The organism is Bradyrhizobium sp. MI1.10 (genome assembly GCF_055811035.1).
The window spans coordinates 1-23485 of record NZ_JBVVPN010000052.1; the positions used below are offsets into that span (position 1 = coordinate 1).

Genomic DNA, 23485 nt, shown 5'->3' on the forward strand with positions numbered 1-23485 from the left:
CTTCCCTGCGCCCTCTTGGAAAAGAGGGTGGAGCTACCAGGCAAAGCTCGGGCGAAACGCGCCGCGAGGACGCGAAGACGTGTCCTGCGGGTTGCAATGCGTGTCGGAGGACTGCGATGTCTTCCACCAGATGTCGTTTTCATTTTAGAACGACGCTTCATGATCAGAAAGAAGCGTGACGGCACAAGCCGCCAGCCCGATAACGAAACTCCAGTGTTGTCAGCCTCACGCATCTTGCGGCGCGGCTGCGCCGGCGGTCCGTCGCCGTGCCGGCAGGAAAAACCCTGCAATCGCGCCGGCCAGCGACAGCGTTGCGGCGAGGCTCATCGCCGCGGCAAATCCGCTCTCGAAATGAGCGGCCGAATCGACCCCGCCATGGGCCGAGAAGTTCGCCACCAGCGCGGCGATGCCGAACATGCCGCCGAGGAAGCGGCCCATGTTGAAGATGCCGGACGCCTTGCCCATTTCGGCCACCGCGACCGAGCTCAGGATGGCGTTCTGTGCTGCCGGCATCGCCATCGAGACACCGACGCCGGCCAGCACCAGCGGCGCGACCAGAGCGGAGTAGGTAACCGCGGGGCTCACGATCTCCGCGATCCAGCCGAGGCCGATCGCCTGCATCAGCAATCCCGTCACCACCAGCGGCCGCTCGCCGAACCTGTTGACGACCGCGCCCGCGATCGGGGCGGTGACGAACAGCGTCGCTGTCCAGGGGAGCAGGCGAAGTCCGGCGCCGAAGGCGTCGAAGCCCAGCGTGGTCTGGAGGAACTGCGGCAGCAGGAACAAGACGCCATACATCGCGGCGTAGAACAGCACGCTTGCGGACATGCCGGAGGCAAGCGCCCGCGATGAGAACAGCCGCATCGGCACCATCGGCGCGGCCGCGCGCAATTCCCAGAGCACGAAGCCGGCCGTGAACACCAGGCCCGACATCAGCGTGGCGATGATTTCGGCGCTCGCCCACCCCACGGCGTTGCCGCGCAACAGGCTCCACACCCACGCCAGCGCCGCCAGCGCAACAAGCGCCAGTCCGGGGATGTCCAACGCGGCGGCCGGGCCGAAGCTTTCGCGCAACCGTGCCAGCACCAGGGTGATCGCGATCAGGCCGATCGGCAGGTTGATCCAGAACACCCAGCGCCAGCCGAAATGTTCGGTGATGAAGCCGCCGATGGCGGGGCCGATGATCAGCGCGCAGCCGGTGATGCTGGCGAAAATGCCGAGCGCGCGGGCGCGCTCCTCGCGGCCGAACGTGCCGCTCAGGATCGCCATGGCCAGCGGCATCACCAGCGCAGCGCCGGCGCCCTGCAGCGCGCGGGCGGCGATCAGCGCGGTGGCATTGCCTGCGAGCGCACAGGTCGCCGATGCAACGACGAACAGGGCGAGCCCGGCCGCGAACATGCGGCGGCGACCGAAGCGGTCGCCGAGCGCGGCACCGGTCAGGAGCAGCACGGCAAAGGTCAGGTTGAAGGCGTTGACGGTCCATTGCAGCGTCTCGACCGGGCTGCCGAATTCGGCGCGGATGGTCGCGAATGCCGTCGTGATGATCATGGCGTCCAGCGCCATCATGAAGGATGCCAGCGCGGTGACGCCGAGCACCCAGTTCTGCGCGGCGCGATTGGTCGGGGTCTGCATCGCCCTCTCTCCGTGTGTCGCGCCAGCCTGTCGCGGCGCGTTCTGCGGGCTAGACGAGGGCTGAGCGGCAAAGGATGCGCCCAAAAATAATTGTTTCCGGGCCGCATCCTTCGCCGGTCGGCAAACGTCCTAGGGGTGATGCGGCCATGTGCGCGATTTTGAGCGAACCAGGTCGCGACATGAGCAAGGAGCGCGCGATGAGAAGGACGTTGATCAGGTACAAGGCTAGGCCGGAGCTGGCCGATCGGAATGCTGAGCTGGTTTCGGCCGTATTTGCCGAATTGAAGGCGGCCGGGCCGGACGGTGTGCGCTATCTGACGCTGCGGCTGGAGGACGACACCTTCATCCATCTTGTCGAGGCCGCGGCCGAGGACGGCTCGAGCCCGATCCCGAAACTCAAGGCATTTCAGACGTTCCAGGACGGCATCCGTGACCGCTGCGCGGAGCCGCCGCTGGTTCGTGATGTGAGGATTGTCGGCAACTATCGTATGCTGGACGAGTCCTGAGCAGGCGAAGCGGAGGAGCAATGGCGCCAGACCCCCTGGCCACCGTCGATGTCGAGGCCCTGCTGGCGCGGATGCGGCCGAAACTCCATCGCTACTGCGCGCGCATGGTCGGCTCGGTCATCGACGGTGAGGATGTGCTGCAGGATGCGCTGATCAAGGCGATGGAAGCGCTGCAATCGGTCACGCCTGTCAATATGGAGGGCTGGCTGTTCCGCATCGCGCACAACACCGCGCTGGATTTCCTGCGCCGCCGCAACCGGCAGGAGGCGCTGCATTCGGCCGAGGAGGTGGAGATGATTGCCGACCGGCTCGATGATGTGGAAAGCCGCCAGATCGCCGCGACCAGCCTGCGCACCTTCATGCGGCTGCCGGTGGCGCAGCGCTCCAGCGTGATCCTGATGGACGTGCTCGGCTGCTCGCTTGCCGAGGTCTGCGACATCATGGATTTCAGCCTGCCGGCGGTGAAGGCCGCGCTGCATCGCGGACGCACGCAGCTGCGTGAGTTCGCCGGAGAGCCGGACGACGTGTCGCAGCCGGGCCTGTCGGAAGCCGATCGGACGCGGCTCAGCGCCTATGTCGGCCATTTCAACGCTCGCGACTTCGACGCGATCCGCGCCATGATCGCCGACGACGTCAGGCTCGAGCTAGTCAACCGCACCAGGCTGAAAGGCAAGGCTGAGGTGTCGAACTATTTCGGCAATTATTCGAAGGTCAGCGACTGGCACCTGGTGACGGGGCAGGTCGAGGGACGTCCCGCGATCCTGGTGTTCGATCCGAACGAGCCAGCCGGGCGGGCGAAATATTTCATGCTGCTCGACTGGTCCGCCGGCAAGCTCGCCACTATCAGGGATTTTCGTCACGCAGCCTATGTTATCGATGCTGCGGAGTGCGTGGTGGATAGAGGGTGAACTTGCCTATGTGCTTTTCGCGCAGCGGACCGCGGGTGCCAGCCGGCTCGCGCGAAATGCGCCGCGGGAACGAGAGTTCATGTCGGTTTGAAAGATCAGTCGCATCACTTCCGGGGATATGTCGAACGTTGCTCGCGCTACGCAGCCATCTCACGCGGCGCTGCGGTGGGCCTTTGTCTTTGCCCTTGTCTCTCGCTTTGCCTTCGGCTTCTCCGGCGCCGGGGTGCGTCGAGCACCAGGGCCGGGGTGAGTATGAACCTCCTTGGCCAAAAGCGGCTCGCCGCATTCGGAGCAAACCATGACCGGATCGAAGTCCTTGCCGCATTTGCGGTGTTGATGCAGCAAAGGTCGTCCGCGCGCGTCGACCATATGAGTGTCGCCCCAATGCACGATTGCCATCATGATCGGATAGAGATCGAGCCCCTTCTGAGTGAGGATGTATTCGTGCCGCTTGGGCGAGTCCTGATAGGGGATACGCCGCAACACGCCTTGCCGGACCAGCTTCTTCAGCCGCTCGGCGAGCAGGTGGCGCGTGATTCCGAGCGAAGACTGAAAGCCCTCGAAACGGCGTGTGCGCAGGAAGCATTCACGCAGGATCAGAAGGGTCCAGCGGTCGCCGATCACGCCGATGGTTCGGGCCATCGAACACGGCTCGTCCTCCAGCTCACCCCATTTCATTCCAGATCTCCACTCTGCCCGCGGCTTCCGCGCGAATATCGTTCAGGAAGCCTTTGGTTCAGATACCATTCTAAATCGGTACCTACTGCGAGACAATGTCTTTGCTAGAGCACAAAATCTACTCGAATTGACAGTTCGGTTTTAGAACTGTAAGACAATCTGCGGTCTGAATTATGATCCGACGACCGGATCCAGACCTGACCGGGAGAAGTCCCATGCAAAAGAGAAACGCGACCGTGGCCGTGATCGGCGCCGGTGATTTTATCGGCAGCGAGATTGCAAAGAAGTTCGCCTCCGAGGGCTTTACGGTGTTTGCGGGACGCCGCGACGGCGCCAAGCTCGAACCGCTCGTCAAGGAGATCGAGCAGGCCGGCGGCGAAATTCACGCGTGCGCGCTCGACGCGCGCAAGGAAGACCAGGTCATCTCGTTTCTCGGCGATGCCGACAAGCATGCCCCGCTCGAGGTTTGCATCTTCAACGTCGGCGCCAACGTCAACTTTCCGATTCTGGACACGACCGAACGGGTGTTCCGCAAGGTCTGGGAAATGGCTTGCTATTCCGGTTTCCTCGCCGGCCGCGAGGCCGCGCGCCTGATGCTGCCCCGTGGCCAGGGCAACATCTTCTTCACAGGTGCGACGGCGAGCTTGCGCGGCGGCAGCGGCTATGCGGCCTTCGCCAGCGCCAAGTTCGGCCTGCGGGCGGTCGCGCAAGCCGCGGCGCGCGAATTGGGCCCGAAGAACATTCACGTGGCGCATCTGATCATCGATTCCGGCGTCGACACGGAATGGGTCCGGCAACGGCGGATCGAGGCGCTCGGTCCGAACGCGCTGGACAATCCCGACCTCCTGATGCCGCCATCGTCGGTCGCCGAATCCTACTGGATGCTCTATCAGCAACCCAAAAGCGCCTGGACCTTCGAGCTGGAGATTCGTCCCTTCGGCGAGAAATGGTAGCGAAGCCGGTTCACGACGGCCCGTGCAAGTTCTGAATGAAGAGGGTTCAGGATCAATTGCCGAAGCGGTGTTCTGGAAGTCCCTGTGCGATGCCCTCAATGGCCAGAACATGACCCGCTTGGGGTTCGCGGCTCAATTGCTCACGATCTAGAAACTTTCGCGCCGTCGTCACGAACAAGGTCTTCAGATCGGCTCCGCCGAAGCACACGCAGGTCGGATTGGTCGCCGGCACCGGAATGACGGTGTCGATCCGGCCGTCCGGCCGATAGCGCACCACCCGGCCGCCGGAGAAGAATGCGGTCCACAATCCGCCGGCGACGTCGATACAAGCGCCGTCGGGCCTCTCCCCGGAGGCGCTGCAATCCGCGAACAGCCGCCTGTTTCGGATCACGCCGTCATCGAGATCGAAGTCGAACTGCCAGGTGCGGTAACGCCTGGTATCCGTGAAGTAGAGCGTGCGATTGTCGGGTGAGAACGCGATGCCGTTCGTTACGATGACATCGCCGAACATGCGCACCGTCCGGCCGTCGGCATCTACGCGATACAGCGCTCCGTTCGGTCGATGCAGCTGGTTGTCCATGGTGCCGATCCATAGCCGGCCCCGGGCGTCGACGCGCCCGTCGTTGAGGCGGTTGTCGAGGCCGCTTTCGACCTCGCAGAGCTGAACTGGACGACCGTCATCGGACGCGCGGCGATAAAGTCCCAGATCCTTCGCGAGCAGGTGGGAGCCATCCGCCGTCAGAGCCTGACTGCCGAGAAAGTTGCATGCGTACGGAACAACCTGATGAGCGCCTGTCGCCGGATCGAACGATTGATGCAGCCGCCGGTCGACGTCGACCCACCACAGCTTACGGGAGCGGTCACACCACAACGGCGTCTCCCCGAGGATGTCGCCTGCGGCGACCGCGGTCTCGACCCGATATGCGGGGATCATGTCGGCGGTCATTCCGATATCCGATTCCAGCCGCGAGCCGGGCGATCAGTCCTCGTTCCAGGAGGCGAGGGCGTGCGCGACGCACCCGTTGATGTGCTCGGTGAGCACGGTTTTGGCGCCTTTGATGTCGCGCTTGAGGGCGCATTCGAGCAGCGCCTTGTGCTGGTTGATCGTCTCCGCGCCGCGGTAGCGCAGCGCATAGCGGAAATATTTGTCGAACACGACCGCATGGGTCTGCATCAGCTCGCGCGAACCGCAACTCGAGATCAGCGCCTGGTGGAATTCGCCGTCGTAGCGTTTGCGCAGCTCGGGATCGTCACCCTCCTTGAGGACGGTGCGTTCGGTGGCCGCCAGCTTGTGATGCGCGGACACCACGCGGCCCTCCCACTCGACGTCGCCGGCACGAAACGACTCGGCCATCGCGTGATGCTCCAGCAGGATGCGCAGGCCGGCGAGCTCACGCAGGTTCTGGATGGAGATCGGCGCCACCTCGAAGCCGCGCTGGCCCTCGGCAACCACGAAGCCCTCGGAGGTCAGACGATTGAGGATCTCGCGCAGCGTGGAGATGCTGACCCCGTAGTCCTCCTTCATGGCGTCGAGCTTGAGGCGTCCGGATGGCGTGAGCACTCCGAAAATGATGTCGGCCCGGATGCGCTGATAGCCGCTGTGGCCTGCCGACAGGGGCCGTTCCTCGACTGACGTCATGCCTTCTGATCCCGCCTGTCCCGATCGTCGGCCACTTCGGACGCGGCCGAACCATCAATGTTGCCAGCACTATAGCAGATTTCAGATGTATGATGTATGACAAATCATCATATGAAATAGATATCGTCATTTGACACGGAAATGTATGTGTGATGTCTAAATAGGCTGAGGGCACGAAAAATAATGGCTTAAGCCGCCGGTCGTGCCCGGTCGAACAGGGAGGAAACGATGAGCTTGTTGGTACGGGCGCTGTCTGCGACGGCGATCTGCGTGGCGCTGACGGTCGGCGCATCCGCTGAGGACATTCAGGAGCGCACGATCAGGTGGGGACACCTGAACAACACCGATCACCCCGTCAGCGCGGGGGTGCAGAAATTTGCGGAGATCCTGCTGGCGAAGAGCGGGGGCAAGATGAAGATCCGTGAGTTCGCGGCCTCGCAGCTCGGCAACGAGCTGCAGCAGCAATCGGCGCTGCGCGGCGGTACCCAGGAAATGCTCTCGGCCTCGACGACGTCGCTCGCAACCGTCGTGCCGGAGTTCGGCCTCATCGACTTTCCATTCATCGTGAAGACCATCGAGCAGGCCGACGCGCTCGGGACCGGAAAATTCGGCACGTCAATGCTCGATACGCTGCCGTCGAAGGGGCTGATCGGTCTGGGCTATTGGGGCCTCGGCTTCCGCAACGTCACCAACAGCACGCGGCCGATCACCAAGGTCGAGGATTTCAACGGCCTCAAGCTTCGCGTCATTCCGAACCCGGTCTACCTTGAGACCTTCGGATCGTTCAAGGCCAATCCCGTTCCGATGGCCTTCGGCGAACTCTACTCGGCGCTGGAGACGCGCACCGTCGATGGCGAGGAGAACCCTTTTACGGTCATTCTCTCCAACAAGTTCTACGAAGTGCAAAAGTACGTTTCCGCCACCAATCACACCTTCACCCTGAACATCATCCTGGTGAGCAAGGCGTTCTGGGACAAGCTCTCGCCGACCGAGCAGCGCCTGATGCGCGAGGCGTATGAGGAAAGCCGAGGCTATCAAAAGGAGCAGACACGCCTTCAGACCGAAAAGGCGCTGTCGGAATTGCAGGCCAAAGGCATGCAGTACAACACCGTCGCGCCGGAAGAGCTCGATCGCATGCGCAAGACGGCGCAGCCGGTGGTCGACAAGATTGCCGCCAATCTCAAGCCGGACGCGGTTAAGCTCTTCAACGACGAGCTCGATCGCATCCGCAAGAACGTGAAATAGTCGACCTCGTCAGCATGCAAGACGCAGAGCCGTCCAGTCGGCCGGCTCTGAATCCGACTTTGCCCGGACGGCACGTATGGCGCGATTTCTCGACCTGTATTGCACCCTGCTGAAAGGCATCATCGCCGCATTTCTCGCGGTGATGGTGGTGCTGGTGTTCGGCAACGTGGTTCTGCGCTACGGCTTCAACTCCGGTATCGCGATTTCCGAGGAGCTGTCGCGCTGGCTCCTGGTCTGGCTGACTTTCCTCGGTGCGGTCGTGGCAATGCGTGAGCACGCCCATCTCGGCGTCGATAGCCTTGTGCGGATGCTGCCGGCTTACGGCAAACGCATCTGCTTCATCGTCAGCTACGTCCTGATGCTGTTCGCCGACTGGCTTCTGCTCTCGGGAAGTTGGCGGCAGACGATCATCAATCTCGACGACCGCGCGCCGGCGACCGGCCTGTCGCTCGGCATCTTCTATGGCGTGGGCGTGATCTTCGGCGTTTCGGCCGGCGTGATCCTTCTCTACGATCTGTTCCGCGTCATGTCCGGACAAGCCAGCGAAGCCGACATGGTGGCCGTCAGGGAATCGGAGGAGCACTGATGCTGTCTCCCAATATCGTGTCGCCCGGCGCTCACATCCTGAGAATCTCCGGGATCACGCCATGACGATTGCCGTCTTCACTTTCTCGCTGCTCGGCGCCATGGCGCTGGGCATGCCGATCGCCTTTGCGCTGATCGTCTGCGGCGTGGCCCTGATGAGCACGATCGACATGTTCGATGCCCAGATCGTGGCGCAGAACGTCATCAACGGCGCAGACAGCTTTCCACTCATGGCCATTCCCTTCTTCATGCTCGCCGGCGAGGTCATGAACAAGGGCGGTCTGGCCAAGCGAATCGTCAATGTTGCGCTCGTCGCAGTCGGACATTTTCGCGGCGGACTCGGTTACGTCACGATCCTCGCGTCCTGCATCCTCGCGTCGCTCTCGGGCTCCGCGGCGGCCGACGCCGCAGCGCTGGCTGCGCTGCTGGTGCCGATGATGGTGGCGGCGGGCCACAAGAAGTCCTATGCGGCGGGTCTGGTGGCGGCCGGCGGCATCATCGCGCCTGTGATTCCGCCCAGCATCGGGTTCGTCATCTTCGGTGTCGCCGCGGGCGTGTCGATCTCGAAGCTGTTTCTGGCCGGGATCGTCCCGGGGCTGCTGCTCGGGGCTGGGCTCTGCCTGGCCTGGTGGTGGGTGGTGCGCCAGGAGAACCTGACGCCCCCGCCAAGGGCATCGCTCTCGGAGATGGTAAAAGCCGTGGTCGACGGCTTCTGGGCGTTGATGCTCCCGGTCATCATCATCGTCGGCCTGCGCTTCGGCATCTTCACGCCGACGGAAGCCGCAGTGGTCGTCGCCGTCTATTCGCTGTTCGTCGCGACCTGCATCTATCGGGAATTGAAGCCGTCGCAGCTTTATGAGGTGTTTGTCTCCTCGGCCCTGACGACGAGCATCGTGATGTTTCTGGTGGCAGCGGCGCTGGTATCGTCCTGGCTCATCACCGTGTCCGAGATTTCGGCACAGATCGTCACCCTGCTGAAGCCTTTCATGGGCAACAACACGCTCCTGATGCTGGCGATCATGGTCGTGGTGGTGATCGTGGGAACGGCCCTCGACATGACGCCGACCATCCTCATTCTCACGCCGATCCTGATGCCGATCGTCAAGGCAGCGGGCATCGATCCCGTCTACTTCGGCGTCCTCTTCATCATCAACAATGCGATCGGCCTCATCACGCCGCCGGTCGGTATCGTTCTGAATGTGGTTTGCGGCGTCTCCAGGATCAGCATGCAGGACATCATCAAGGGCGTCTGGCCCTTCTTGATCGCGCAATTGATCGTGCTGTTCGCGATGGTGCTATTCCCGGGACTGGTGACAATCCCGGCCAAATGGTTTGCCGGCTAGACCCGTCGGCACAAAAGAAGGAAAAGCGAAAATGGCCGCAAGGATCATGATCCTCAACGGACCCAATCTCAATTTCCTCGGCATCCGCGAGCCCCACATCTACGGCTCGACGACGCTCGGGGAGATCGAGGCGAGCTGCAAGGCGCTGGCCGATCAGCTCGGAGTTTCGATGTCGTTCCATCAAACGAACATGGAGGGCGAGCTCGTCAGCCTGATCCAGTCCGCCAATGGCAACGCGGACGCCATCATCATGAATCCCGCGGCCTATTCATTCACATCGATCGCGCTGATCGACGCGCTGAAGATATTCGAGGGCGTGAAGATCGAGGTGCACATCTCGAACATCCACGCGCGGGACGAGCTGCACCGCCACTCGATCACGTCGAGTGCCTGCACGGCTGTCATTTGCGGCCTGGGTCCCTATGGTTATCTCGCGGCGATGCTCGCGGCGGTCCAACGGCTGGGGCAAATGCCTGCGACCATGGCACCGGCTCTGCGCGGGCTTCCGGCCGGCGGCAAGGCGTAGGCATGGAGGGCGGAATGCGCGGCACGGGATTTCTCGCCATCTGGAGCGACGTCGAGGCTCACGACCTGACCGACTACCGACACTGGCTGACGCGTGAACACACGACCGAGCGCGTGACGACGAAGGGCTTCCTGGCATCGCGTGTCTTCCGCGCGGCAAGGGACGACATCAACCGCTTCTTCATTCTGTATGAGCTGGAGACGCCGGAGGTCCTCGACGGCGAGGCCTATCTGGCGCGCCTCAACGCTCCGACGCAATGGTCCCAGCGCATCATGCCGAAGCTCGGCAATTTCATGCGGGGCGGCGGTGTCATGATCGCGCGGGCAGGGCGGGGCGAGGGCGCGTCGGTCGTGGCGCTCCGGATCGAGACGTTGCCGAAAGATCCGGAAGGTCTGGCCCAGGCGCTCGTTGCGTGCGACGGGGTCGCCGCCGTGCAGATCGGCGCGACCGACGAGGCGCGGACGTCGGTGCGGACGACGGAGAAGGGCATGCGGAAGAATGAGGGCTTCTTCGGGGGGCTTTTGCTGATCGAGGCGCTCGACGTCGCCTCGTTGCAGGCTGCCTTGCGGCGGGCGAGCGAGCTTGCGCCCGACGTCATGGTCGGGGCGAGCGAGCCGGAAGTTTATCAAAGCATGTTTGCGCTCGACGCCCGTATCGCGGATTTCGGCTGATGACAACGTTCTCGCTCGCCGCGTTGACCGTGCTCGAGCTTGCGCCGCCCGAGATGATCGAATTGGCGGCGCATTGCGGTTACGAAAAGGTCGGGCTCAGGCTGTTGCCCGCCACGCCTGGCAGTGTTGCCTATCGCCTGATGGACGATGCGCCGCTCCTGCGGGAGACGCTTCGGCGGTTGGAGTTGACGGGGGTGTCTGTCGCCGATCTCGAGGTCGTTGCGTTCAGACCGGAAACCGAGATTGCCTCGTTCACGCCCTTCTTCGAGGTGGGCGCGCGCCTCGGCGCCAAACACATCCTCGTCGCGGCCCACGATCCGGACCTGGCGCGGTTTTCGGATCGCTACCAGCAATTTTGTGAAGCGGCAGCAAGCTATGGCCTGACCTCCGACCTCGAATTCATGCCCTGGACCAGCGTTCCGGACCTGAAGACCGCAATGCGGATCGTCGGCGACGTCGATCATCCCGGTGCCGGCATTCTGGTCGATGCACTGCATTTCGATCGGTCGCAATGTTCGCTTGCGGACCTCCGCGCTATCCCGGCGCAACGCTTTCACTACTGGCAACTTTGCGACGGCCCGGCCGAGCGCCCGGCGACCACGGAGCAGCTCATCCATGCCGCTCGCGAGGAGCGGATGTTTCCGGGCGAGGGCGGAATAGACCTGATGGGGCTTGCAAGCGCGATGCCGAATGATCTGACGATCAGCATCGAGGTTCCGACCGTTCAGCTGGCCAAGAGCGTCGACGCCGCGACGCGAGCACGCCGGGCGTTGGCGGCAGGCAGAGCCGTTGTCGAGCGGGTGCGCAGCGAGAGGTGAGAATTTCGGGACGAGAAGGGTAGTGCGGGATGTCGCAAGCCGATCGCTCCTGGGACGTCGAGACCGATCTTCTGGTCGTCGGGGCGGGTGCCGCCGGCATGACGACGTCGCTGGTGGCCGCCCTCGAAGGGCTCGACGTGATCCTTTGCGAGAAGTCGGACACGGTTGGCGGCACGACCGCGACCTCCGCCGGCACCATCTGGATTCCGGGCAATCGGCAGGGATTGCTTGCAGGGATCTCAGACTCCACCGAGGCGGCGCGGGTCTATCTTGAAGCATTGCTCGGCGAACACGCCGCGGACGCGCGTGTGGATGCGTTCCTCCAGACGGGTCCAATGATGCTCGATTATCTCGAGCAGAGGACGAGCGTACGGTTTGCGGCGCCGCCGGTCCATCCCGACTACAAGAATCTTCCAGGGGCAGCGATCGGTGGTCGTGCTCTCGGCGCCGTTCCGTTCGACGGCCGCAAGCTTGGCAAGGACTTCGAGCGCATAAGGGCCCCGCGGCGAGAGTTCATGGTCCTCGGCGGCATGATGGTCGGAAAGGCGGACATCCCGGCGTTGCTGGCGCCATTCCGCAACTGGACGAATTTCAGGCATGTCGTTGGTCTGCTCGGTCGGCATTTGCTTGATCGACTTCGCTACAACCGCGGAACGCGTCTGATCATGGGCAACGCTCTCGTCGCGAGGCTGTTTGACAGCCTTCGTCGTTCCGGCGTGGATCTGCGATATGAGACCGAGCTCGCTGAGCTCATCCGTAATGGCGACGCAGTCGTCGGGGCCGTTTTGTCATCGCCCTCAGGAGCATTGGCGATACGTGCCCGCAAGGGCGTGGTGCTGGCAACGGGAGGCATCGGCTGGAGCCGCGAGCTTCGCGACAGGTTTTTCCCCGAGGCCGCGCGCCGATTTTCACTCGCGCCTTCGTGCAATACCGGGGACGGCCTGCTCGCGGCCGAACGCGTCGACGCGGTGATTGAGCGTAATTTCGATAGCCCCGCCTTGTGGATGCCGAGCTCGGTCATGACGCAGGCGGACGGCTACGTCTCGGTATTTCCGCACATTATGCTGGATCGTGCCAAGCCAGGACTGCTTGCGGTGAACAAGTCGGGCCGCCGTTTCGTGAATGAAGCCGACTCCTATCACGACTTCGTGGAAGCGATGTTGCGATCGGACTCGTCTTCGGTATTGGCAACGCCAGCTTTCCTGATTTGCGATCGCGCCTTTATCGGCGACTATGGCATTGGTCTCGTTCATCCCGGGACGAGGGATTTGGACAAATTTCTCAAGGCTAAATATTTGCTGGCGGGCGAAACGATTGAAGCACTGGCCGAAAACATCGGCGTCGATGGCGGCGAGCTTGCTCAAACGATCGAGCGATACAATCGCTATGCCGAGAGCGGTGTGGACGAAGAGTTCGGCCGCGGTTCAAGCGAGTTGAACCGGTTCAATGGTGATCCCCGGAACGTGCCAAACCCGTGCCTGCGGCGGGTCGGTCCTGGGCCATACTATGCCGTCGCAGTATGGCCGACGGATCTCGCTAGCAGCGCCGGCTTGTGCACGGATTCAACCGCCCGCGTCTTGTCTAGCCGTGGGACCGCCATACCCGGACTCTACGCCGTCGGTACCGATTCATCCTCGATCTTTCGAGGCACTTATCCGGGCCCGGGCACGATGATCGGGCCTGCGATGGTATTCGGATGGTGCGCGGCAATGCATGCCGCGGGCGCTTCAGCTCAGGACGAAGGTAACTGAAAGCCGGATCGTTCGCCGCTCAGGGCTAGGAACTCTGCGCACCATCGAGGCTTGACTCAGCGGGCCAGCGTCGCCGCCGATTTGCTGGCCTGCACGGCCCCGCCTCCAAGCCCCCCATACCCCCCAGGTGGGGCCGTGTCTCTCGTCGCAGGAGATGCAATGCCGGAGCCGACCGATCACGACATCAGAGAACGCGCGCACCGCTTGTGGGAACAGGCGGGCAAGCCGGAAGGCCGCGAGGAAGAATTCTGGCATGCGGCCGAGCAGGAGTTGCGCAACGAGGACAAGTCGAACCCCATGCGGACGCCGGATACGCTGTGACCGACAAGAGATGCCCATTCTGCCACGGTCTGGGATGGGTCTGCGCAAACCATCCGCTCCGCGCCTGGAGCGAGGAACTGGGCGGCTGCCGCTGCGGTGAGGGAATGCCCTGCACCTGCAACACGACGGAAGATCCCGAAGCAAGGGCGGTGGTCGTCGAAGCGGACACGACGTGGCACTAGCAAGACCTGGCATTGAAGGCGGAACAGAGCCTTCCAGCAGGAATTGAGGTTGTGAGCAGCACGGGCTGCGACGCAGGCCCGTGGCTACGGCGGGGTTTGCGGTGGACGAGCGGCAAAAGATAGAGCACCAGATCGAACTCGCAACGCGAGCGGCAGCCCTTGTCAAAGACGAAACCACCGTCCAGCGATTCAGGACGTTCGCCGAGGAGCTGAAGCAAAAGCTGCTTCGCATGATGCGGCGCGGAAAGCTGCGAGCGCGCGCCTACGAACTCTGGGAGCAGGCCGGTCGCCCGGTCGATCGGGACGTGGAGTTTTGGCTCGAGGCCGAACGGCAGATCGACGAAGAGCGCGATCAGCGGAGGCTCTCGGATTCCTCAGACAAACGGTAGAGGTTCCGGGAGCCACATCGGCAGCGAACAAGCTTCGGCCGCGCGTTCCCTGGACAGAGAAAAAGCCGCCGAGTTCTTCACCTGGCGGCTTCAAAAGTCCGTAGCTGTCGGTCGCCTTTCCAGCCTCGTGCGTACCGCCGTTACCTTGTTTGCGGCCATGCAAGTTCAGTTTAGGCCAAGGCGCTCGATTCTGCTGTGACCTGAAGCACACATTGAAAAGACAATGTCGGGAAGCTTGGGAGGGCGCCGACTTTGATGGGATTGCCCCGCCATGGCGCTACGCGCCGGCCGTGACACCCAGGCGGCCTATGCCTGGAAGCTTCAGCGCGGGGCGGCGGATGTCGAGGCCGAGCACCGCGCCGAGGAAATTGATCTCGACCCCTTCGACCCAGCCGATGGTCATGCCGAGATAGCCCGACAGCGAGGCGTAGAGCCCGGTGCCGGACGCCGTGATGCCGGCCCAGCGTCCGCTGTAGGGAAAGTCCTTACCGATGGCGGTCGGCGGCAGCACGGCGCGCAACTCGGGAACGGCGTCAAGCGCCGCCTGCACGAAGGTGTTGGAATTCGGCCCCGGCCAGGCGCTGTAGTCGCCATAGGCGCGGAACTTATAGTTCTCGATGACGGTGCGGATCTTCGGAATCAATGCTTCTGCCCGCGCGCCGTTGACCGCCACGACCGTTTCCGGCATCGCGCCGAACCAGCGGCCATCGGGCGCAAAGCCGTTGCTGCGAACAGGGTCGCCCCAGGCCGTGTAATCGTATCGGCTGTAGGTCGCGGCGCCCTTCTCCTTGACGACGATCCAGGTATGGACAGCAAAAATACTGCGCCAGCGCACCGTGCGCGCGGCGAACACGCGGATCAGCGCGTCCGGATTGGCGGACGCGGGCGGCAGCAGGCCGGCGCTGGAGCGATCCGCCGTCTGCCAATTGCCGCGGCCGTCGCCGCGCAAATAATAGCGGCCGGCCGACACGGCGATCGGCAGGAAGATCAGCAGCAGGAACAGAATCAAGGATTTCCTCAAGGGCAAACGGCGGTCAGGCGGGACGATGCCACCAATATAGTTCGCAAGGCACGCCGCGCCAGCGCTCTCCTGCTCTTGCATTCGGATGGTGCGGCCATATGTTGCGTCCATGAGGAAGTTGTCGCTCGTCGAGGACCAGGCCATCCAGGCGCGAATCGCGTACATCGCGGGCGCCGAGATTTTCGATCGCCTGTTCGCCGGCATCCGGTTCGACGAAATCGACGGCAATCTGCTGTTTGCCATTGCCAGCGACGAAGACTGCGCGGCCGAGATCGAGGACGAGTTCTCGCACCAGCTCGCTGTGGTCGCAACGCATATCCTCGCGCAAAGCGTGGATGTGGTCGTAGTGCTGCCGAAGGTCCTGCAATAGCCCGCTAGCCTTCTGGCCGTCCAAGCCGCTTGCCTTCACGCTCTGTCTCTGCTTTTCAACGCAATTGCAAAATTGTAATGACGTCATTGGGCGCTCAGGCCCGAGGCGCGTTATCGACGGAGCTCAACGGGAGGGCTCGTCGTCGCTCGCCTCTATTTGCGAAACAAAGTTGGATACACATTGGCGCCCACCAGGAAAGCCCGGGCCACGACCGGCGCGATAAAGACACAAAGCAAGAGCTCAAAAAGCAAAGGCTCGCTAAGCAAGAGCGCGAAAAGCAAGAGCACGAAGAGCACAAGCTCGAGAAGCAGGAGCTCGACAAGCAAGCGTCCGGACAAGAGCGCCTCGCGTTCCGCGGTCGCCTCCTCATCGCCGCTCGGCATGCTGGCGCTGCATCTGCTCGAGCAGTGGGAGAAGTCCGACGGCCTCGTCTTCCTCTGCGACGACGAGAGCAGGGCGGAGCGGCTGGGCGGCGTGATTCACGCTCTCGATCCCTCGGTCGACGTGCTGGTGTTTCCGCGCCTGAACACGCTGCCCTTCGACGGCCTCGAGCCATCCCGCGAGATCGCGGGACGGCGCAGCTCGGTGCTGCGGCGTCTCGCCAAGGCAAAGAAGCCCGTCTTCCTGGTGTCGACCGCGGAAGCCATCATGGAACGGCTGCCGCTGCCGGCGAGCTGGTCGCGGTCGAGCCTCACGCTGAAGGTGGGCGCGCCCTATTCCGGGCCCGAGCTGGAGACGCGGCTGGAGGCTCTCGGCTACGATCTCGACGAAGAGGCGGAGTATCCGGGCGGCGTCCTGTTCCACGGCAAGACGTTCGAAGTGTTTCCCGCCGGCGCGCTCGCTCCCTTCCGGATCGAGCATTCCGGAGACACGATTCGCAAGATCGTCGCGGTCGATCCGATCGAGCACGAGGTCGTCTACGAGACCGCGGAATTGATCATCGATCCCATGTCCGAGCGGATCGCGCTGGGAGCTACGCGCGGACAGCGGGCGACGCTGCCTGATTATTGCAGCCGCGCGCGGTGGATCGCGGATGCCGGGGTATCGACCCACGCCGAGAGCTGGCAGGCCACGATTGAGGACGCCGCCGGCCGCAGGGATGCGGAGCGCGAGTATCTGGGGCAGGCGGATTGGAAGCAGCTGAAGAAGCGCATCAGCGTGCTGCCGCGCAAGGCCGCCTTCATCTCGACTCCGGAGTTCTCGAAGCTGGCCTCGCCGCGCAAGGCGCTTCGCGCCTTCGTCGCCGACATGCAGCGCGGCGGATCGCGGCTGCTGTTCGTCGCGGCCGTCGAGGACGACCTTCGCGCGATGGAGCGCATGAGCGGCATCAAGGCGGAGCGCCTGGCCGATTGGAGCGAGGTGGCGAAGGCACGGAGCCGCGAAGGCGCGCTGCTGGCCGATTTCGACGCGGGGTTCATTGGCGCCGGCCGCAAGCCGCTTGTCGTCGTGACCGCGTCCGACGTGCTCGGCAGCCGGGCCCATCATCCCCAGCCGATGGCGCGCGCATGGAACCCGGCGTTCGATCATCCCGATGTGCCCGAAAAGGGCGCCGCCATTGTCCATCTGCAACGCGGGCTAGCCGTGCTCGATGGCTTGCAGACCCTCGATATGGGCAAGGGATCGCGACGCGAGATGATCAGGCTCAAATTCGCGGGCGACAATGCCGTGCTCGTTCCACCGGCCGATCTTGCGGTGATCTGGCCCTATGCCGGCGAACCCGGCAAGCTGACGCTCGACAAGGCGGACGGCAGCAGCTGGTGGGCGCGGCGTACCGAGGCGGAAGCGGAAATCCAGGTCGCCGCCAAGGCGCTCGCCAAACACATCAGCCAGCGCCTCCGCCGTCGTGCACCCAAACTGGTGCCGCCGGGGCCGGCTTATGAAAAATTCGTCGCACGGTTCCCCTATTTCACGACAGCGGACCAGGGCCAGGCCATTCAAGACGTCCTCGACGATCTTGCGGCGGGCCATCCCATGGACAGGGTGATCTGCGGTGATGTCGGATTCGGCAAGACCGAGGTCGCGCTGCGGGCGGCGGCGGCCGTGGCGCTGTCCGGCAAGCAGGTGGCGATCGCGGCGCCGACCACCGTGCTGGCGCGGCAGCATGTCGAAACCTTCCGCAAACGGTTCGGCCCTCTTGGGATCGAGGTGGGAAGCCTGTCGCGAGCCAGTTCAGGCCCGGAGACGAGAGAGACGAAAGAAGGACTGCGGCGCGGCACGCTGAAAGTCGTGGTCGGCACGCAGGCTCTTGCGGCAAAGGACGTGAAGTTCGCCGACCTTGGCCTCGTCATCATCGACGAAGAGCAGCATTTCGGGGCGGCGGAGAAGGCGAAGCTCTCAGGCCTCGCCAAGGGGGCCCATTCGCTGTGGATGAGCGCCACGCCGATCCCGCGCACGCTCGCGGCGGGTCTTGCCGGCTTCAGGGACCTCAGCGTGATCGCCTCGCCGCCGGTTCATCGCCTTCCCATCGTGACCAGGATCGCGCCGCTGTCCGACGCTGCCATTGCCGCGGCGCTGCTGCGCGAGCGCAGGCGGCACGGTCAGAGCTTCCTGATCTGCCCACGCATCCAGGATCTGGAGCCGATGCTGGCGCGCGTGCAATCGGTGGCGCCGGAGCTGCGCATCGTCTGTCTTCACGGCAGGTTGCCCGTGGACGAGATCGACGACCGCATGATGAGTTTCGTCGACGGCGAGGCGGACGTGCTGTTGGCGACCAATATCGTGGAAAGCGGGCTCGATATTCCGCGCGCGAACACCATCGTGGTGTGCTGGCCCGAAAAGTTCGGGCTTGCGCAGCTGCATCAGCTCAGGGGACGGGTGGGACGCGGCGGCACGCGCGCTTTTGCCCATCTGCTGACGGAATCGACCTCAGAGCAGTCCGAGAAACGTCTGGCGGTACTGGAGGAGTTCAGCAAGCCGGGTGCCGGCTTTGCGATCAGCGAGCGCGACCTCGACCTCAGGGGCGCCGGCGATCTGTTCTCGGAACAGCAGTCCGGCCATGTCCAGGTGTTCGGACCGGTGCTCTACAGTCATCTGCTGAAGCGGGCGTCCGAGCGAGGCAGCGACGCCGGCGCCGATCTGTGGGTGCCCGATCTCAATATGCCGTTGGCCGACATGCTGCCTGAGGGCTACGTGCAATCGGAAGCGGTCCGGCTCGAGATCTATGGCCGCGCTGCCCGATGCCGAAGCGACGACGATCTGGAAGATCTGGAGGAGGAGATCTCGCGTCGTTTCGGTCGGTTGCCGCCGGAGGCCCGCGACTTCTTCGCATCCGCCAGGCTCCGGATCGATTGCAAACGGCGCGGCATCGTCAGGCTCGATGTCGGGCCCGAGGCGGTCGCCGCGACGTTCCTGCCGGGGCGGCTGCGGAAATCCAGAGGAAAGTCGCAGACGGGAGCGCTGCAGCGCGACGGCGACCGCGTCGTTCACGCCGGCCGCCGCGACGCGGATCCGTTCAGCCGGGTCGAGGAGTTTCTCGACCTGCTGGACGGCTAGGGATCATTCGGTCTGCTCGACTGCCGCGGGCATTTTCGCCACCGACATCAGCGAGCGGGCCACCTGGTTGAGGAGCTGATCCGCGTTCTCCTCCTCCGCGAGTGATTTCGACAGCAGGGCGACAACGGCGCTGTGGCGAAGCTGCTGGGCGAGGTTGCGCGCCGTGGTATAGCCTGCGATCTCGTAGTGCTCGACGCGTTGCGCCGCGCCGATCAGCGCGAGGTCGGCCGCCGCGTCCTCCTTGTCCTCACCCTCGGCCATGATCTCCTGGCCCTCCTCGACGAGGCCCATCATGCCCTTGCAGGGCTTGGCGCGGGCGGATTTGCCGAGCATCTCGAAGCATTCGTTGATGCGCTCGACCTGTGCTTCGGTCTCCGCCAAGTGCTGCTCGAACAGCTCGCGCAACTGGTCGAAGCGGGCGGCCTCCGCCATCTTGGGAAGCGCCTTGGTCAATTGCTTCTCGGCATGCAAGATATCGCGCAGCTCGTTGATGAGCAGATCGCCGAGACCCGCTTCGTCGGCCGGCGGCGAGCTCTCGGTGACGATGGCCGAGGCCGGACCCGGTTCGCCCGCCTGGATCGCCGGCGACTCCGTGAAGACCCAGTCGCCGCCCTCGTTCCAGGGGCCGCGCGTGTCGATCTCGCCATGGTCGCCGGCGCCGGTGGAATCGTTGAAGAACTGGTCGACAAGGCCGGGCGTCGGGGCGATGCGGCCGATGCTGAAGGCCGGCTTGCCCATGCTCTCGAGCGCCAGCGCGAACGCCTTCATGTGCGTGATCTCGCGGGTCATCAGGAACTGCAGCGCGTCCTTGCTGCCGGCGTCGTCGCAGAAATTGATCAGCCGCTCATAGACGATCTTGGCCCGCGCCTCTGCGGCGATGTTGCTGCGCAGATCGACGTCGAGCTCGCCGGTGATCTTCAGATAGTCGGCGGTCCAGGCATTGCCCTGCGAGTTGAACAGATTGACTCCGCCGCCGCCCGCGATGGCGATGAGGGGATCGGCTTCGGCCGCCTGGCGGTCGAACTTCGAGGGCTTGAGATGCATCCGCGCCAGCGTGCCCACCACTTCCAGATGACTGAGCTCCTCGGTGCCGATGTCCATCAGCAGGTCCTTACGATCGGGATCCTCACAGTTCAATCCCTGGATCGAGTACTGCATCGCGGCGGCGAGCTCGCCATTGGCGCCGCCGAACTGCTCCAGCAGCATGTTGCCGAAGCGCGGATCCGGCTCGTCGACGCGAACGGTGAACATCAGCTTCTTGACGTGATGATACATGGCGGGACTCTCGGATTGGGAGGGCAGGAAAAGAAGATGTCTTCCGAACGGGCGGCTTCAGTGTTCGTTCCTAGCGAAACGACCTGCGCCGATCAGGCGCAGGTCGTTCAAAGACGATCGGCAGGATTGTGGACGTACTCGCTCAGCGTTGGTCCGGACGCTTGGCGGGCGGCCCGCTCTTGTTGCCCGGTGCGCCCTGAATATGCGCCGGGTCCTGCGATTGCACGGCGGTGTTGCCGGTGGAGTTTGTCGAACTTGATCCGACGGTTTCACCGGGCTTGGCGGCCGGACCGTTCTTGTTGCCGGGCTGTCCGGCAATGCCGGCACCCGAATTCTGCGCGCTCGGCGCGGACGAAACGTCAGGCTTGCTGGCCTGCGCCCAAGCTGCACCAGGCAGCGCAAGAGCGGCGAGGATAACGGCACCTGTGAACTTCATCTCGGTGTTCTCCGACTGATGCCCCATCTACTCGAACGCCGGTGACCTGCGTGCGTTCCCTATTGTCATCAACTCGAAAGCATCGGCTCGCCTGATCGTGGCGACTATCCCGGCAGCGGCGCCTCCACGACGTCGAGCAGCGCTCCCAGGCCCTGGCGCAGGCGGCGGGTGGCGATGCTCTCGGTGGCGAGACCGAACACCACGAGGGATCGCCCGGTCATCACATAAACATGCCCGAAGTCGAACGCGGGCATCTGCCCCTCCGGTTGATTGGTGTCGATCAACCCGACCCAGCTGCGTCCCTCGGCGACGGCGGGCAGGGTGAAATGGACGACGTCGTGATGAGCATTGTAGATCAGCAGCATGGTTGCGTCCGAGCCGCGGCGCTTGATGCCGGTCTCCTGGGCGCGGCCGTCGAGCAGCAAAGCGAAACATTTGGCGTTGCCGTCCTGCCACTGCTCCGTCGTCATTTCCTCTCCGGACGGCGCGAGCCACGTCACGTCCTTCACGTCCAGCTCTTCATTGTGCGAGCCGACCAGGAAGCGACTGCGGTAGAGAATCGGAAATGCCTTGCGCGTGGCGATCAGCTTTCGGGTGAATTCGCGCAGGCTGCGGCCGTTCGCGGTGATGCCCATCCAGTCGTGCCATGTGGTCTCGTTGTCCTGGGCGTACGCGTTGTTGTTGCCGTGCTGGGTGTGTCCGAATTCGTCACCGGCAAGCAGCATGGGCGTGCCGTGCGACAACAGCATGGTTGCCAGCAGATTGCGCTTCTGGCGCTCGCGCAGCGCAATGATGTCCGGATCGTCCGTCGGTCCCTCGGCGCCGCAGTTCCAGGAGTGATTGTTGCTGTGGCCGTCGCGATTGTCCTCGCCATTGGCTTCATTGTGCTTGTCGTTGTACGAGACGAGATCGTTGAGATTGAAACCATCATGTGCGGTGACGAAGTTGACGCTGGCCCACGGCCGGCGGCCGCGCTTGTTGAAGAGATCGCCGGATCCGGACACGCGCTTGGCGAAGTCCGCGATCGATCCCTCGTCGCCCTTCCAGAAGGCGCGCACCGTGTCCCTGAACTTGTCGTTCCACTCCGCCCATCCCGGCGGAAACTGGCCGACCTGATAGCCACCCGGACCGATGTCCCAAGGCTCGGCGATCAGCTTGACGCTGGAGAGCACGGGGTCCTGGCGGCAGGCATCGAGAAAGCCGCCGCCTTCGTCGAATCCGTAGGGCTCCCGTGCCAGGATGGTGGCGAGGTCGAAACGGAAGCCGTCGATCCTCATCTCGGTCGCCCAATAGCGCAGGGAATCCGCGACGAGTTGCAGCACACGCGGGTGCGACAGGTTCACAGTATTCCCTGTACCGGTATCGTTGATGTAGTAGCGCTGCTGGTCCGGCAGCAGGCGGTAATAGCTAGCGTTGTCGATGCCCTTGAAGGACAGGGTCGGGCCGAGCTCGTTTCCTTCAGCGGTGTGATTGTAGACGACGTCGAGGATGACCTCGATGCCATGGGCGTGGAACTGGTTGACCATGGCTTTGAATTCGTTCGCGAACGGCGTCTTGAGGTAACGTGGCTCCGGCGCGAAGAAGGCGAGGGAGTTGTAGCCCCAGTAATTGCGCAGGCCTTTCTCAACCAAATAGCTGTCGTCGACGAAGGCATGGATCGGCAGCAATTCTGCACTGGTGATGCCGAGCGATCGCAGATAGGCCGGGACCTCCGAATGCGCGAGGCCGGAGAACGTGCCGCGGTCTGCGTCGGGCACCAGCGGATGCAGCTGGGTAAAACCCTTGACGTGCATCTCGTAGACGATCGTCCGCTCCCATGGCACTTCCGGCTTGCGCGCGGCGCCCCAGGTGAAGGCCGGGTCGATGACGCGGCATTTCTGCATCAAGGGCGCGCTGTCGCGTTCGTCGTAGGAGAGATCCTTGTCGGCATGGTCGAGCTGGTAGCCGAACAGCTCCGGTCCCCAGCGCAACCGGCCGACCAGCTGCTTGGCGTAAGGATCGAGCACGAGCTTGTTGGGATTGAAGCGGTGTCCCGCGTCGGGTTCGTAGGGGCCGTGAACACGATAGCCATAGATGGTGCCGGGACGGGCCGCGGGCAAATAGCCATGCCAGACTTCGTCGGTATATTCCGGGAGTTCGATCCGCTCCAGTTCGGTCTCGCCGTCGTCGTCGAACAGGCAGAGTTCGACCTTGGTGGCATGGGCCGAAAATAGCGCGAAATTGACGCCGAGCCCGTCCCAGGTGGCGCCGAGCGGAAACGGCTTGCCCTCGCTGATGCGGGAGCGGCGCAGGCGCGAAGCCGCCCGCGTCAGGGCGTCGTCTGGATGTACTGTTTGATCCATCGCTGCCCCGAAAAGTCGTTCAAGAATTTGGTGGGATTGCCGTCACTTCCGTCGTCGCCTGCTCGCCGACGGTCGCCGAAGCGATCGCGGCGGCGGGAGGCACATCGTCCGGCTTGGGCAGCGTGGTTGCCCTTTGCAGCGCCGCCTCCTTGCTGATGGCCGCAATCGAGTTGCCGGTCCGCTCGACGATGCTGGTCAGCTCCGCATCTGACAGTCCGAGACGCTTTCTGACGAGCCGCACCTGAGTACGGTCGGCAAGATCGAGCTTGTTGCGGATCGGCTGTGGCTTCGAGCGGCGCATGGCGAAAACTCCCGTGTAGAATTGCAACCGTCGCCGAGGCGATTCCGTTCCCTGTTTGCAACAGTGATCTTCCCCAACCATCGTCGCCGCACCTCGGCCCA

24 protein-coding genes are annotated in these 23485 nt (G+C 63.6%); 14 read left to right on the forward strand and 10 right to left on the reverse strand.

The window, feature by feature from the left end:
* Positions 1 to 225 precede the first annotated feature (225 nt).
* Positions 226 to 1632 carry a DHA2 family efflux MFS transporter permease subunit gene (locus AC0L3K_RS34630; RefSeq protein ID WP_473367691.1) on the reverse strand — a complete coding sequence of 469 codons (1407 nt, stop codon included), beginning with the start codon at positions 1630 to 1632 and terminating at the stop codon, positions 226 to 228.
* A 197-nt stretch (positions 1633 to 1829) separates the two neighbouring features.
* Between AC0L3K_RS34630 and AC0L3K_RS34635 the strand changes: the two genes are divergently transcribed.
* Both AC0L3K_RS34635 and AC0L3K_RS34640 read left to right on the forward strand, forming a co-directional pair.
* Positions 1830 to 2138 (forward strand): hypothetical protein, encoded by a 309-nt coding sequence (locus AC0L3K_RS34635; protein ID WP_473367692.1) that lies wholly within the window; start codon positions 1830 to 1832, stop codon positions 2136 to 2138.
* Positions 2139 to 2158: 20 nt separating this feature from the next.
* Positions 2159 to 3046 (forward strand): sigma-70 family RNA polymerase sigma factor, encoded by an 888-nt coding sequence (locus AC0L3K_RS34640; RefSeq protein WP_473367693.1) that lies wholly within the window; start codon positions 2159 to 2161, stop codon positions 3044 to 3046.
* A gap of 150 nt (positions 3047 to 3196) precedes the next feature.
* On the opposite strand, the gene AC0L3K_RS34645 is transcribed toward AC0L3K_RS34640, so the two are convergent.
* Complete coding sequence (locus AC0L3K_RS34645; RefSeq protein ID WP_473367694.1) at positions 3197 to 3724, reverse strand: winged helix-turn-helix transcriptional regulator; 528 nt, start codon at positions 3722 to 3724, stop codon at positions 3197 to 3199.
* 215 nt (positions 3725 to 3939) lie between these two features.
* Between AC0L3K_RS34645 and AC0L3K_RS34650 the strand changes: the two genes are divergently transcribed.
* Positions 3940 to 4677, forward strand: coding sequence for an SDR family oxidoreductase (locus tag AC0L3K_RS34650; protein WP_007596006.1), 738 nt, complete (start codon positions 3940 to 3942; stop codon positions 4675 to 4677).
* Positions 4678 to 4729: 52 nt separating this feature from the next.
* Here AC0L3K_RS34650 and AC0L3K_RS34655 read toward each other — a convergent pair whose 3' ends face one another.
* Together AC0L3K_RS34655 and AC0L3K_RS34660 are read right to left on the reverse strand one after the other, a co-directional pair.
* On the reverse strand, positions 4730 to 5623 hold the full coding sequence (locus AC0L3K_RS34655) for an SMP-30/gluconolactonase/LRE family protein (protein WP_473254741.1): 894 nt from the start codon (positions 5621 to 5623) through the stop codon (positions 4730 to 4732).
* A gap of 33 nt (positions 5624 to 5656) precedes the next feature.
* The gene (locus AC0L3K_RS34660) at positions 5657 to 6316 is read right to left on the reverse strand and encodes a GntR family transcriptional regulator (protein ID WP_007596002.1); all 660 of its coding nucleotides are present in this window, start codon (positions 6314 to 6316) and stop codon (positions 5657 to 5659) included.
* A gap of 228 nt (positions 6317 to 6544) precedes the next feature.
* Between AC0L3K_RS34660 and AC0L3K_RS34665 the strand changes: the two genes are divergently transcribed.
* The 9 genes from AC0L3K_RS34665 (at position 6545) to AC0L3K_RS34705 (ending at position 14147) form a co-directional block, all read left to right on the forward strand.
* Complete coding sequence (locus tag AC0L3K_RS34665) at positions 6545 to 7561, forward strand: TRAP transporter substrate-binding protein (protein WP_473367695.1); 1017 nt, start codon at positions 6545 to 6547, stop codon at positions 7559 to 7561.
* A gap of 76 nt (positions 7562 to 7637) precedes the next feature.
* Positions 7638 to 8147 carry a TRAP transporter small permease gene (locus AC0L3K_RS34670; RefSeq protein WP_007595997.1) on the forward strand — a complete coding sequence of 170 codons (510 nt, stop codon included), beginning with the start codon at positions 7638 to 7640 and terminating at the stop codon, positions 8145 to 8147.
* 61 nt (positions 8148 to 8208) lie between these two features.
* A complete protein-coding gene (locus tag AC0L3K_RS34675; RefSeq protein ID WP_473367696.1) occupies positions 8209 to 9489 on the forward strand; it encodes a TRAP transporter large permease subunit in 1281 nt (426 codons plus the stop codon).
* A gap of 31 nt (positions 9490 to 9520) precedes the next feature.
* Positions 9521 to 10015, forward strand: a complete 495-nt coding sequence (locus tag AC0L3K_RS34680) for a type II 3-dehydroquinate dehydratase (protein ID WP_473254740.1) — start codon at positions 9521 to 9523, stop codon at positions 10013 to 10015.
* Positions 10016 to 10029: 14 nt separating this feature from the next.
* Positions 10030 to 10686, forward strand: coding sequence for a hypothetical protein (locus AC0L3K_RS34685; RefSeq protein ID WP_473367697.1), 657 nt, complete (start codon positions 10030 to 10032; stop codon positions 10684 to 10686).
* The gene (locus AC0L3K_RS34690) at positions 10686 to 11504 is read left to right on the forward strand and encodes a sugar phosphate isomerase/epimerase family protein (protein ID WP_473254738.1); all 819 of its coding nucleotides are present in this window, start codon (positions 10686 to 10688) and stop codon (positions 11502 to 11504) included. Before AC0L3K_RS34685 ends, AC0L3K_RS34690 begins: the two co-directional genes overlap by 1 nt.
* A 29-nt stretch (positions 11505 to 11533) precedes the next feature.
* Positions 11534 to 13255 (forward strand): FAD-dependent oxidoreductase, encoded by a 1722-nt coding sequence (locus AC0L3K_RS34695; RefSeq protein ID WP_473254737.1) that lies wholly within the window; start codon positions 11534 to 11536, stop codon positions 13253 to 13255.
* Positions 13256 to 13414: 159 nt separating this feature from the next.
* Positions 13415 to 13576, forward strand: coding sequence for a DUF2934 domain-containing protein (locus AC0L3K_RS34700; protein WP_007595988.1), 162 nt, complete (start codon positions 13415 to 13417; stop codon positions 13574 to 13576).
* 283 nt (positions 13577 to 13859) lie between these two features.
* Positions 13860 to 14147 carry a DUF2934 domain-containing protein gene (locus AC0L3K_RS34705; protein WP_473367698.1) on the forward strand — a complete coding sequence of 96 codons (288 nt, stop codon included), beginning with the start codon at positions 13860 to 13862 and terminating at the stop codon, positions 14145 to 14147.
* Between the two features lie 277 nt (positions 14148 to 14424).
* Here the strand turns inward: AC0L3K_RS34705 and AC0L3K_RS34710 are convergent, their stop codons facing one another.
* Positions 14425 to 15156 (reverse strand): DUF3750 domain-containing protein, encoded by a 732-nt coding sequence (locus AC0L3K_RS34710; protein ID WP_473367699.1) that lies wholly within the window; start codon positions 15154 to 15156, stop codon positions 14425 to 14427.
* A 121-nt stretch (positions 15157 to 15277) separates the two neighbouring features.
* On the opposite strand from AC0L3K_RS34710, the gene AC0L3K_RS34715 reads away from it, so the two are divergent.
* Positions 15278 to 15538 carry a hypothetical protein gene (locus tag AC0L3K_RS34715; RefSeq protein WP_007595982.1) on the forward strand — a complete coding sequence of 87 codons (261 nt, stop codon included), beginning with the start codon at positions 15278 to 15280 and terminating at the stop codon, positions 15536 to 15538.
* Positions 15539 to 15690: 152 nt separating this feature from the next.
* Here AC0L3K_RS34715 and AC0L3K_RS34720 read toward each other — a convergent pair whose 3' ends face one another.
* Positions 15691 to 15921, reverse strand: coding sequence for a hypothetical protein (locus AC0L3K_RS34720; protein ID WP_219681540.1), 231 nt, complete (start codon positions 15919 to 15921; stop codon positions 15691 to 15693).
* Here AC0L3K_RS34720 and AC0L3K_RS34725 point away from each other — a divergent pair.
* Positions 15920 to 19030, forward strand: a complete 3111-nt coding sequence (locus AC0L3K_RS34725; protein ID WP_035993472.1) for a DEAD/DEAH box helicase — start codon at positions 15920 to 15922, stop codon at positions 19028 to 19030. The genes AC0L3K_RS34720 and AC0L3K_RS34725 overlap by 2 nt on opposite strands.
* Positions 19031 to 19033: 3 nt before the next feature.
* Here the strand turns inward: AC0L3K_RS34725 and AC0L3K_RS34730 are convergent, their stop codons facing one another.
* The 4 genes from AC0L3K_RS34730 to AC0L3K_RS34745 form a co-directional block, all read right to left on the reverse strand.
* Positions 19034 to 20305 (reverse strand): DUF892 family protein, encoded by a 1272-nt coding sequence (locus AC0L3K_RS34730; RefSeq protein WP_007595978.1) that lies wholly within the window; start codon positions 20303 to 20305, stop codon positions 19034 to 19036.
* 142 nt (positions 20306 to 20447) lie between these two features.
* Positions 20448 to 20741, reverse strand: a complete 294-nt coding sequence (locus AC0L3K_RS34735) for a hypothetical protein (protein ID WP_007595967.1) — start codon at positions 20739 to 20741, stop codon at positions 20448 to 20450.
* Positions 20742 to 20845: 104 nt separating this feature from the next.
* Positions 20846 to 23083: a glycogen debranching protein GlgX gene (gene glgX / locus AC0L3K_RS34740; protein WP_473367700.1), complete on the reverse strand. Its 2238-nt coding sequence runs from the start codon at positions 23081 to 23083 to the stop codon at positions 20846 to 20848.
* Positions 23084 to 23102: 19 nt separating this feature from the next.
* Positions 23103 to 23384 (reverse strand): DUF3606 domain-containing protein, encoded by a 282-nt coding sequence (locus AC0L3K_RS34745; protein ID WP_354127220.1) that lies wholly within the window; start codon positions 23382 to 23384, stop codon positions 23103 to 23105.
* Between the last annotated feature and the right edge of the window lie 101 nt (positions 23385 to 23485).

Excerpts from the sequence above, each read along its gene's own strand:
- AC0L3K_RS34630 (WP_473367691.1), bottom strand. The coding sequence starts at position 1,632 with ATGCAGACCCCGACCAATCGCGCCGCGCAGAACTGGGTGCTCGGCGTC.
- AC0L3K_RS34635 (WP_473367692.1), top strand. The coding sequence starts at position 1,830 with ATGAGAAGGACGTTGATCAGGTACAAGGCTAGGCCGGAGCTGGCCGAT.
- AC0L3K_RS34640 (WP_473367693.1), top strand. The coding sequence starts at position 2,159 with ATGGCGCCAGACCCCCTGGCCACCGTCGATGTCGAGGCCCTGCTGGCG.
- AC0L3K_RS34645 (WP_473367694.1), bottom strand. The coding sequence starts at position 3,724 with ATGAAATGGGGTGAGCTGGAGGACGAGCCGTGTTCGATGGCCCGAACC.
- AC0L3K_RS34650 (WP_007596006.1), top strand. The coding sequence starts at position 3,940 with ATGCAAAAGAGAAACGCGACCGTGGCCGTGATCGGCGCCGGTGATTTT.
- AC0L3K_RS34655 (WP_473254741.1), bottom strand. The coding sequence starts at position 5,623 with ATGACCGCCGACATGATCCCCGCATATCGGGTCGAGACCGCGGTCGCC.
- AC0L3K_RS34660 (WP_007596002.1), bottom strand. The coding sequence starts at position 6,316 with ATGACGTCAGTCGAGGAACGGCCCCTGTCGGCAGGCCACAGCGGCTAT.
- AC0L3K_RS34665 (WP_473367695.1), top strand. The coding sequence starts at position 6,545 with ATGAGCTTGTTGGTACGGGCGCTGTCTGCGACGGCGATCTGCGTGGCG.
- AC0L3K_RS34670 (WP_007595997.1), top strand. The coding sequence starts at position 7,638 with ATGGCGCGATTTCTCGACCTGTATTGCACCCTGCTGAAAGGCATCATC.
- AC0L3K_RS34675 (WP_473367696.1), top strand. The coding sequence starts at position 8,209 with ATGACGATTGCCGTCTTCACTTTCTCGCTGCTCGGCGCCATGGCGCTG.
- AC0L3K_RS34680 (WP_473254740.1), top strand. The coding sequence starts at position 9,521 with ATGGCCGCAAGGATCATGATCCTCAACGGACCCAATCTCAATTTCCTC.
- AC0L3K_RS34685 (WP_473367697.1), top strand. The coding sequence starts at position 10,030 with ATGCGCGGCACGGGATTTCTCGCCATCTGGAGCGACGTCGAGGCTCAC.
- AC0L3K_RS34690 (WP_473254738.1), top strand. The coding sequence starts at position 10,686 with ATGACAACGTTCTCGCTCGCCGCGTTGACCGTGCTCGAGCTTGCGCCG.
- AC0L3K_RS34695 (WP_473254737.1), top strand. The coding sequence starts at position 11,534 with ATGTCGCAAGCCGATCGCTCCTGGGACGTCGAGACCGATCTTCTGGTC.
- AC0L3K_RS34700 (WP_007595988.1), top strand. The coding sequence starts at position 13,415 with ATGCCGGAGCCGACCGATCACGACATCAGAGAACGCGCGCACCGCTTG.
- AC0L3K_RS34715 (WP_007595982.1), top strand. The coding sequence starts at position 15,278 with ATGAGGAAGTTGTCGCTCGTCGAGGACCAGGCCATCCAGGCGCGAATC.
- AC0L3K_RS34725 (WP_035993472.1), top strand. The coding sequence starts at position 15,920 with ATGCTGGCGCTGCATCTGCTCGAGCAGTGGGAGAAGTCCGACGGCCTC.
- AC0L3K_RS34720 (WP_219681540.1), bottom strand. The coding sequence starts at position 15,921 with ATGCCGAGCGGCGATGAGGAGGCGACCGCGGAACGCGAGGCGCTCTTG.
- AC0L3K_RS34730 (WP_007595978.1), bottom strand. The coding sequence starts at position 20,305 with ATGTATCATCACGTCAAGAAGCTGATGTTCACCGTTCGCGTCGACGAG.
- AC0L3K_RS34735 (WP_007595967.1), bottom strand. The coding sequence starts at position 20,741 with ATGAAGTTCACAGGTGCCGTTATCCTCGCCGCTCTTGCGCTGCCTGGT.
- glgX (WP_473367700.1), bottom strand. The coding sequence starts at position 23,083 with ATGGATCAAACAGTACATCCAGACGACGCCCTGACGCGGGCGGCTTCG.
- AC0L3K_RS34745 (WP_354127220.1), bottom strand. The coding sequence starts at position 23,384 with ATGCGCCGCTCGAAGCCACAGCCGATCCGCAACAAGCTCGATCTTGCC.